Annotated in this window: 7 protein-coding genes; all 7 read right to left on the minus strand. The window is 39.4% G+C overall.

All coding sequences use genetic code 11. The annotated features are described in order from the left end of the window. Positions 1–86 precede the first annotated feature (86 nt). Entirely contained in the window at positions 87–713 is a 627-nt protein-coding gene (locus tag QZL69_RS01005) for a hypothetical protein (protein WP_022213368.1), read from the minus strand. A 32-nt stretch (positions 714–745) separates the two neighbouring features. Then, the gene (gene tnpA, locus QZL69_RS01010; RefSeq protein WP_118253908.1) at positions 746–1,189 is read right to left on the minus strand and encodes an IS200/IS605 family transposase; all 444 of its coding nucleotides are present in this window, start codon (positions 1,187–1,189) and stop codon (positions 746–748) included. Between the two features lie 196 nt (positions 1,190–1,385). Next, positions 1,386–5,792: a hypothetical protein gene (locus QZL69_RS01015; protein ID WP_022213370.1), complete on the minus strand. Its 4,407-nt coding sequence runs from the start codon at positions 5,790–5,792 to the stop codon at positions 1,386–1,388. Next, positions 5,785–6,498: a DUF6063 family protein gene (locus QZL69_RS01020; protein WP_022213371.1), complete on the minus strand. Its 714-nt coding sequence runs from the start codon at positions 6,496–6,498 to the stop codon at positions 5,785–5,787. The genes QZL69_RS01015 and QZL69_RS01020 overlap by 8 nt, the downstream gene beginning before the upstream one ends. Positions 6,499–6,503: 5 nt before the next feature. Further along, positions 6,504–8,138 carry a hypothetical protein gene (locus tag QZL69_RS01025; protein ID WP_022213372.1) on the minus strand — a complete coding sequence of 545 codons (1,635 nt, stop codon included), beginning with the start codon at positions 8,136–8,138 and terminating at the stop codon, positions 6,504–6,506. 25 nt (positions 8,139–8,163) lie between these two features. Next, entirely contained in the window at positions 8,164–8,850 is a 687-nt protein-coding gene (locus tag QZL69_RS01030) for a Wadjet anti-phage system protein JetD domain-containing protein (protein WP_330361723.1), read from the minus strand. 290 nt (positions 8,851–9,140) lie between these two features. After that, entirely contained in the window at positions 9,141–9,350 is a 210-nt protein-coding gene (locus QZL69_RS01035) for a hypothetical protein (protein ID WP_291517722.1), read from the minus strand. Positions 9,351–9,677 lie beyond the last annotated feature (327 nt).

Here is a 9,677-nt window from a genome sequence, read left to right on the forward strand (position 1 = left end):
AACTTTCTTCCCAGGACAGTTCCATCCGACCGCATAATAGTACAGACTGCATCGGTATTGATTCCCAGATCTACACTGCAGATGAGTTATTCTTTGACTGGTGTTTTCGTGAGTATCACATCTTCTGTATAAGAAAAACGCAGAAAGTATTTCTTGTGTCTTCTCTCCAATGTCGGGGCAGATGCTTTCTTCCCGGACCAGTTCTTTCTCAGATACTCCATGTCAGTATGGCTTAACTGTACATGGAACCACTTCCAGTCATGCCCATCATATAGTTTCAGATAAGCAGCATCCTTCCCTCCTTCATCCTCCCGGTACATCACATCACGGTAAAAGACCGGCATGGCATGATTCCCACATATAAGTCGTGGCTTTCCTTCTATCCAGCCTGTTTTTTTCCATAATCCCATTCGAGTTTTGTAAGAAGATACGCCTCCCAGCGCATGCTGAATGGCTGCCCTTCTCAAATAAGAAGGCATCTTTGGGAAACGAAGATCAAAATCAAAACGGGCCTGATTCTTTTTCGTTGTATGTATCAGATGTTCTGCTTCATTGAAACGTTTCTTCGCTTCCAGAATTCCTTCCAGCTCTTCCCATACCTGCGCATAAATTTCTACCAGATAACTAACAGCAGACCTGTAGACATCCAGCGTCTGACGGATTGGGATATTCTGTTTTCGTAATTCTACGCCATAGCTGGATGTTATCTGCATCTTTCCCTCTTTTCACATAAAAGATTTTTTGCTCAGATATCTGTTTTGTCTTTTTTCTTCTGCCCTTCGATATAAGTAAGGACCTGATCTCTGCTCCTGTCACTGACTGTCACTGCACAATAAGATGGATTCCACAGATGTCCTCCCCACAATTCTTTCTTTAATTCCGGATGGAGAAGGAACATCTGCCGTGCAAGGTTCCCCTTCATAATCTTGATCATATCAGAGATATAAAACTGAGGCTTACAGTCTACGAGCAGGTGGATATGATCCGGCATGACCTCCATCGCCAGAATTTGAAATTTATATTCTTCTGCAAGATCCTGCAGCATTTCCTTACATTCTGTATCAATACCATCTTTTAAAACCTTTTTTCGATATTTTGTACACCATACCAGATGATACTGCAGGGAGTATACATATCCCCTACCATATGAAAGACTGTTTTTATTTATATTAAATATATCTTTTTGCATGTAAACATTATACCATATGTCATCGCCATAGTAAACGTTTGTTCTGTATATTTTTATAAAAAATTTGCGCGTCTGACTCATCACTAAAAGTAACGAGAATGCGACGTGCAGTTATTCAAGAAACTCAAAAATATTCCAAGCAACTCAAAAAGAAACTCAAATAATTTGAGTTTCTTTTTGAGTTATTAAACATATTTCAAAACAGCATCTCTATCTGCTCGCCAACCTCTATCCGTGCTGTAATCAGTTCATCAGGTTCTTTGCCTCTCTTGTGTTCGGCTTTCAGGTACTGTAAGCCTTTTCGGAGACTTGCAGTAATCAGATTCAGCACATAAATATTATCAAAACGGTTGTAAATAGAGTCACCGCCCAGACCGGTCAGGCAGATAAGCTGCGTGTTGGTCTTTTTTGCCATATCCATCAGCGGAATCAAAAGATGTGAAGCATTTGTCTGTGCAAACGGGTTATCCATGATCAGAACTTTTCCTTCGTTTTTGTCTGCAAAAATATCAGTATCATCCCGTCTCATATAATACAGAAGACTGGAAAGGATAACGAATGCGGACAAAAATCCCTCGCCGCCTGAGTTTCTGGAAACTTCTTTCCATGTGATCGGATATTCTCTCTGTGCTTCAATTTTATAGAGATGGATCTGCACATTTCCGATTCCTACTACCTGATCGTACAGATTCCTGGTAGTAACACTGGAACCAAAAAATTCCTGTGCATTCTCATTCTTTTCAAAAAGTTCCACGCCTTCCTTCGTAATCTTGTCGATAAAGTCTTCCAGTCGAAGGTGATACAGTCCCACATTTTCCTCCCAATCCGGAAGCTGGATCTTCAACATTTTAATATTTCTGTCTCTGATAGTGATTGTAGAATTGTGGTCGATCTTGCCCAGGTTATTGTGGATCTCCTGAATATAATCTTCCATGAGCTCTACAATTCTCTCTTTTTCTCTTTCCACAACAGAAATATCCACTTCCAGTTTTTGCATAAGGCTGTCAAATGACTGTACAGTTGTTTTCAGCTGCATCAGAACACGCTGTGCATCATCGACAAGCTCCAGCATCTGTTCCAGTGGTTTCCGGTAAAAGTCATCCTGAAAACTTTCCATTCGAATAACTCTGTTCAAAAGCTGCACAATCTGTTCTTTCTTCTGCCGGGTTTCTCTGATTTTCTGGTTATAATCACGAATAAGAATTCCCTTGAGATTTCGCAGTTCTTCTGAAGTCAGAGTATCCGAAACCGGTTCTCGTTCCTCCATTTCTACTGGAATCAATTCGTTATATTCAGAAAGTGCTGTCAGGTTTTCTTCATAACTTCGAACTTTTTTGGCCAGAAAATCAGCATGTCTTTTCTCTTCTTTCTTCTGGTAAAGAAGCTGGTTCCTTCGTGCTTCAAAGTCCTGTCCCTGGATCTCGTTCCTGGACAGTGGTTTTTCTTCTCCACATACAGAGTGGATTCTTTTCTGCAGATCATTACTCTTGCTCTGAGCAACTGCTGCCTTTTTGTCTGCGTCATTCCACTGCATATCTTTTGTCTGGATTTTTCTTTGAAAGTCTTCTAGAATCACTTCCTGATGTGATTCCTCTTTTCTGTCATAGATTACATCCGCCCACTGCACTGGTTTCAACCGATATTTTTTCTGAAGATGCTCAAGTTCATTCTGTTCTCTCTGGAAACGGCCGGAAGCTTTGGTTTCCCGCTCTTCCAGGTCTTTCAGTTCCTGAGAAAGGACAGAAGTGATAGCCACATAACGTGCCTCCATTTGTTCTACAGATATTTCTTCCGGCAGAGTATACTGCCCGGCCTTTTCGTATGTAGCATATCTGGTGTATTTCTCATTGAGTTTTTCGGCTTCCCGTTCCAAAATATTTAACGTATTTTGTGCCGTTTTCTGTTCTTCCAGAAGTTTTGCCTGCCGCTCCTTCGCCAGCTTTTGCTTTTCCTGAAAACGCTGTTCTTCTTTTTTACATTTTTCCAGAGCTGCTCTGTTGCTTTCGTATATCGCATAATCCTTTTCAAGCTGTCCAAAATCCGCGATACGCTGTTTCTGGTTCTGAATTTCCAGACCTGTTTTTACAATGAAATCCTGCAATTCTTCGTGTTCTTTTTTTAGTCTGTCAAGGTTCTGTGCCGTTTCCAGAATATCTTTCTCAAGATTTTGTTTTTCTTCTTTCAGCTTATCCAGAATCTCCTGGATTTCCTGCCATTTTTCCTTTGTTACAGACTGATTCTTGAGCACTTCCTGTCTCTGAAAATACTCTGCATATTCTGCTTTGCGGACTTTTACTGCCTGTGCAGTTTTTTCCAGTTCCTGTTTTTTCTCCCATATCATTTCCTGAAGTTTTTCTTCATCCAGAAGATTTTCATTAAACAGAATATAGAAGCTGATTCCCGGAAAATGTACAAGTTTATCTGTATATTTCTCCTGGATTTCTTCGATTTTTTCCCTTTCTACAATCGGCACCGGAAAAGACGTACAGATATTTCTGCCGCTCTTTGCCAGCTTTTCCATCTCCTGCCCGGACAGGATCAGTGCATATGGAAGGAATGGATTTCTTCGCACAAGTTCCTGGTTTTTCTTCTGCGAATAGCCGTTTTTTTGGAGCCATTCCATACCATAAACGATATGAATACCCAGATTATCCAGTTCTTTTTTCAAATCTTCCGGCAGTTCCAGAACCTTTCCACTGGTAAGATTCTGATACTCTTTCTCCAGAATATCCTCTTCTTTTTCCAGGCTTCTTCGCAGTTCCTCCAGCTCTTTCAGCTTTCGCTCTGATACATTAAGAATTCTGTCACGATCCAGAAGATATCCTGCTTCCATGTCCAGATACTTAAGAATATTTCTCCTTGTTTCCAGTTCTTTCTCATAAAGCTGATATACTTCTGTCTGTCTCTGGATCTCTGCTTTTTTATGAACCAGGGCTTCTTTTTTATCTTCCAGGCTGCGCTCCTGGCTTCGAATCATCTCTTTTCCGGATTCCAGTTTCTTCTGACTTTCTGTACGTTCTCTTACGATTCTGGTCAACTCCTGCTCATAGATCTGATGTCGGATTTCCAGCGTTCCGGCTTCATAAGCTCCCACAATATTCCGTACAAGTTCTTCCTTATAACGGGTATTAAACTGCTCTTCCTGGCGGCTGTACACCTCAATCTGGCTCTCCAGTTTTCCTTTTTTGCCATAGCAGTCACGTATTTTTTCTTCCAGATCTTCAACTCTGCGACTTTCTTCTTCTGCCTGTGTTCCGGTTTTTTGAATATATTCAGACTGAATATTCTGCTGTTCTTTATTTTCAAAAAGATATTTTTCAAAAAGATTTCTGAGGGCAAAACCAAGTGCCTTTCGTTCCGGTTCCAGATCAGCTCCCTGTTGTCTGGCTGCTTTGATCTTTTCCCTGAGAAGATCCAGTTCTTCCTTTTCTTCTGCCACGGACTGCTGCTGTCTGGCACATGCCAGAACATGAAGTTTTTCCTCTGTTTCTGCCGCCCGTTCCTGGAGATTTTCCCTCTCCATATCGATCATATCCCGGTTTCCCAGATGAAGATTTTTTTCGTCTTCGCTGGCATAAAATTTACTGGAAAGCTCCTCATATTCCACTCTGGAAATATCCTGATCCAGCTTTTCCATAGCGGATTCTGACTGTCTGTATTCCTCTTCCGTTGTCTGCAAAAGTCCGTTTATATCATGGATAAACCAGGCAATTTTATTCTGCTGTCTATTTTCCTCCTGCTCCGCACTTCGGTACTCTTCTGTCTGCTTCTGAATTGACTCTGTTTCTTCTTTAAACTGACGAATACTGTCTCGTCGCTTGATTTTGGAGCTGTTGTCTTTATATTGTCCGGCATATTTTTCCAGAATAGACTGAAACTCCTTGATACGGTTTTTGTCTCTGTTTAATTTACTTTCAATTGCTTCCAGAAACCATTTTTCTGTCAGACCTTTTTCATCTTTACAGTCAGCAAAAAGATCCGAAAGTCCGGATTCTTTTACATTGATTTTCTTAATAATTGTTTCCCATTCTTTATAATTGATCTGATATTCCAGTAGTTTCTCGAAGTACTGGCGGGACTGTGCATAATTGGTCAGATCATAGTAAAAAAATTTCATATCCCGGTCTTTTTTGTAGCCTTCAAAAAGCTGCCGACAGGAATTGAAATTCTTGAGAATCATCTCTTTTTTTCCTTTTTCCACTACAGGAAGATGGCGGATATCCTGGATGCAGGACTCCTGATACTCACTTATAATTCCAATGATATCCAGATTTTCTTTACTCTCTTCCTGCATATCCTGTGCTTTTCTGACCATCAGACCTGTAAGGACATAACCGGCTCCCTGATCCAGTGCCCACTCCACGAGAATGAAGGATGGCTTCGCTGTAGTAAAATAACTTTCAAACGGACGGTCTTTTGCATTACGATATCTGCTATGTACAAAAGGGGCTGTCAGCATCTGCACAAGTACAGACTTTCCTCCTCCGTTCTGCAACGAAATCAATGTACTTTCACCGTTAAAATAAAGAATTTCATCACTGATACGATTTGCGTTATTGTTATAATTTACATTGATCAGACGTACTGCATTAATCTTACTCATCTTTTGCCACCCCCAGTACTCTCAAAACTCTCTGATAATTATTCTGATTCAAAAGATTCCAGTCCATAAAATTATCCAGTTTTCTGGTCGTCTTTATCATTTCGTCCTGCACTACATATTCAATCAGCCCTTGTTTCTGAAGGAACATGAGAATATTGTAGACAAATCCTTCTTTGGTCGTTTTGGCTCTGGAACCTCTGTCATCGGATTTCAGTGCTTCATAAGTCTGATAAAGCACCTGAAAGGAAATTCCTGCTGTATCTTCCTTCGTTTCTTCTTCATCTGCGCCTTCTTTCAGGCGAAGCGAAATGCAGTTCATAAACTCTCCCACGCGCATATATTCTCTGGATTTACTGCTGCTTCCCTGCCCGTCAAAAAACTCCACAAGTAATGTAAGAATTGCAAACTGGGACAGATAATAGTCCTTATCTGTTGCTGCTGATTTACATAATGCAGTCTTTAACTGCTGCTTGGAAAAACCAAGGAAATTATTCTCTTCTTTTGGAATAAGATAGACCACATTTCCATACCGTTCTATATTACTGCCTGCTATCTCTCCCTGAGACTTTACCAGATTTCGTACTGCTTCTTCTTCTGCATATGCCTTGTACAAAAGAAGCTCATCTTCTTCTCTGAGTTCATGATGCTCCAGAAGATAATAAAATATTTCCTGACTGGTGCGTATTTCTTCTGCTTCGTATGCCATATCTGTTATTCCTCGTTTCTTACAATCCTGATCAGGATATTTGAACAGCGGATGCTCTTCGTTTCTCCCACTTCCGTCTGTACGTTATCAAAAGTAACAGTGTTTCCATCTTCAATCCTGTACACTTCAATCTTGCGTATTTTCTGGTCTGCAAATCTGCTTTCTGAAAGCTGTAAGAGCATTTCACTTAACTGAAAATCTTCTGTCTGTTCCTGAATGAATTCGCTTCGTTCCCTTTTGATTTTTTCTATATCGATCTCTTTGTTTCGTATCAGCTCAACCATGATTTCTTTAAAAATCTCTACACTGGGAATGAGCTGTTTCTGAATTTCTTTGGAAGTAATTTCATCTTTATGGATTTTATTCTGCAGATTCAGAAGTGAAATTTCGCCCTCCGAAACAGCCTGTTCCAGAAGAATTCCCAGGCTTTTTTCGTACTGTTTCATCTTTTCTTTATGCTTCTGTTCCTGCTCTTTTCGATATGCCTCTTCATCAAAATCCAGAATTTCTTCTATATCTTCTTCCTCATTTCTGACGGAAGGTTTCTGATATAGCAGCGCTTTATTCAGATTGTAAACTTTTTCAGGTTCCTGGTTAAACAGAGGTCTGAGAAAATAATCCAGATTTTCAAGGGCTGCCGGATTTTCCAGCACTTTGTCATAAAACTCATTACGAAAAGAAAACCGCCGAATCAGTGATACCTGAGACAAAAGTTCCAGTTCTCTGGTATAAAGTGCCTTGAGATCAAAATGACTGCTGAGGATTTTCTGATGTTCATCAATGGTACGATTCAGATAACTCTCAATAATGCGAAGGTTCTCCAGATTTTCTTCTTCCTTTTCTCCGAGGCGACGCACGTTAATGTTTTCTTCTTCCAGTTTCTTAACACGACTTCGCACAAGTTCCCGGTATTTCTGAAATTTTTCTTTTGTATCACTGATCGTATCCAGATTTTCCAGCAAAATCTCTTCATAATCTCTGACAGAATAATTCAGTGCATTTCTGCGGATCTTGCCCATTGCTTCCTGAATTTTCTGTAACTGAATGCGCATCAGATTAAATACATTTTTTATCTCATCCACAGCCTTGTCATAGCTCTGTTTCTCCAGATGCATCTGAAAGATCATTTCATGGATGGTAAGTTTCATATTATTTTCTATTTCAAGGGTAGAAAGGATGAGATTGTATCCGTCATCCGTCAGATAATAAGAGGTTCGACGAACCTCCTGATCAAGATATACGATTCGATTGGCAACATAACTGATGTGCATGATATGATAATCATTCTGGTCAAAATCGTATCCATCAAAGTACATGGCACGACCTTCGTTGGACAGGATCACATTAACAATAAAATCTCCAAGTTTCCTGCTGTCCTCATAGGAAATTTCTTTATGCAGATATCTGCTGTTGATGGTATCAATATACGCACCGATGTCATCCATCGTACAATTTTCTTCTTTCAAAGACTGTTCCATAATATAAAGCATTACGGCAAAAATAAGATTCATCTGCTCATCAAACTTAGCGAATCCGAACTGTTTCCACGATGTTTTCTGCATGCTGTTCTGGATAAGTACCGCATACAAACCCACATTTTTCATTCGCTTGGGAAAATTTTTCAGAAATTCGTACTGCACTGTCATCCTCCTTCTGGCCATGATATCAGAAATCTGTGGTATTTAATATTTCCTGCGGAATATATCTGTCTTCTTCCAGGATTTTTTTCATCTTGCAAACAGTCTGTTCATCGAAATACGCAAAAAATTCTGAACTGATATTTCTGTTCTGGCTTTCTTTTGTCTTTGGTAATATTTTTACGGATTCAGCTTTCCTGAGCATTGCCTTATATGCAGGTATAAACGGGATTATTTTCCATTGATCTTTAAACTTTTCGGCAAGGTTTTCATAAATTCCAATCCCTTCATAATCCAGATCCCCGAAATATAATATCGTGTTTCCCGGATGCTTCATATATGGCTCTGCACACAAGTCAAAATCCTGAAAGGAACGAATAATTCCTTTCCCCGCACCATAAATTAATGTTCCTGTTTCTATATTAAAAATTTCAGTATGTCCACTTAATAAGTGATTTCTCATACTGAAAAAAGGATCCTTATTCTCCAGAATCAGAAGATTCTGAGGAACATTTCTTGTATGTGTATAATATGGCAATGGCTCTGTCGTTCGGTATATATTTAGGGATTCTACATTTATCCCACAATGTTTCAGGATTTTCTTTCCCTGTTCTCTGTCAAGAAACTTTTCTCTGTTCCATATTTCAAAACTTCTCTCATTCAGAGATTCCGGGATTTTTATTCGATCCGAATCATTTTTAAGATATTCATCCAACAGGACCACCCATGGACGTTCTTTTTCATAAATATCCGGATGTGCCAGGTAGTAATCTATTGATATCTTTGTTGAAAGAGTATATTTCAGTTCTTCTATATAAACACTGTAATCTTTTTGCTCTTCCAGAATCCAGTATTCCCGATAAAGTGCCGGCTTCTTGCCATTTGTTCTGGAAGCTTTTACTGGTTTTATCTTTTCTTCCTGTAATAACTTACAGACGTATTCGTATTGCTCCTGATAAGAAAGATTTTGCCTGCTGTGAATAAGGGTTTCCAGTGAGATTCGTTTCATGAAAAGTCTCTCCTCTCAAAAATTCTTTCGACCTCATTCTGCAGGATTTCCCATCCGCATTCAATACATTTTTCCTCAAAATATTCAATATCGAAATTTTCTATGAACTGCTCGATTTGTTGAGCATTTCCTTCATATCCATTGTCTTTTAATAAATACTCTATATCATCTCTGCTCCACTGAATTGTTGATATTACTTTGTCCATTTTATTTTCTCCACCTGCTTTGGCTTCCATGGTAACATTATACATCAGACCTTTGCTTTTGTACAACAGGAAATACCATTATATTCCAGTATAACATAAAAACCCGTAGAACCGAAGTTCTACGGGTTTTTATGGTTTTCTCTCCAAAATACAGTGAAAAACGGCTGATTTACACCATGTATTTTTATTCGCCTGATTTCTTGGCACCGTTTTGGCACCGGACACCCTGGTCGAAAAAATTCTCTTCCACGACTAACAGATGCTACTCTACTAACTTTATATTGTGCCTGCAGTTTTTAACTGTTATAATCGAAACATGGGTGCTAC

Origin of the sequence: Blautia sp. CAG:237 (assembly GCF_000436615.1) — a bacterium.
GTDB lineage: Bacteria > Bacillota > Clostridia > Lachnospirales > Lachnospiraceae > Blautia_A > Blautia_A intestinihominis.

Bases quoted from the DNA above. Each gene is read 5' to 3' on its own strand.
- QZL69_RS01005 (WP_022213368.1), bottom strand. From the start codon at position 713: ATGCAGATAACATCCAGCTATGGCGTAGAATTACGAAAACAGAATATC.
- tnpA (WP_118253908.1), bottom strand. From the start codon at position 1,189: ATGCAAAAAGATATATTTAATATAAATAAAAACAGTCTTTCATATGGT.
- QZL69_RS01015 (WP_022213370.1), bottom strand. From the start codon at position 5,792: ATGAGTAAGATTAATGCAGTACGTCTGATCAATGTAAATTATAACAAT.
- QZL69_RS01020 (WP_022213371.1), bottom strand. From the start codon at position 6,498: ATGGCATACGAAGCAGAAGAAATACGCACCAGTCAGGAAATATTTTAT.
- QZL69_RS01035 (WP_291517722.1), bottom strand. From the start codon at position 9,350: ATGGACAAAGTAATATCAACAATTCAGTGGAGCAGAGATGATATAGAG.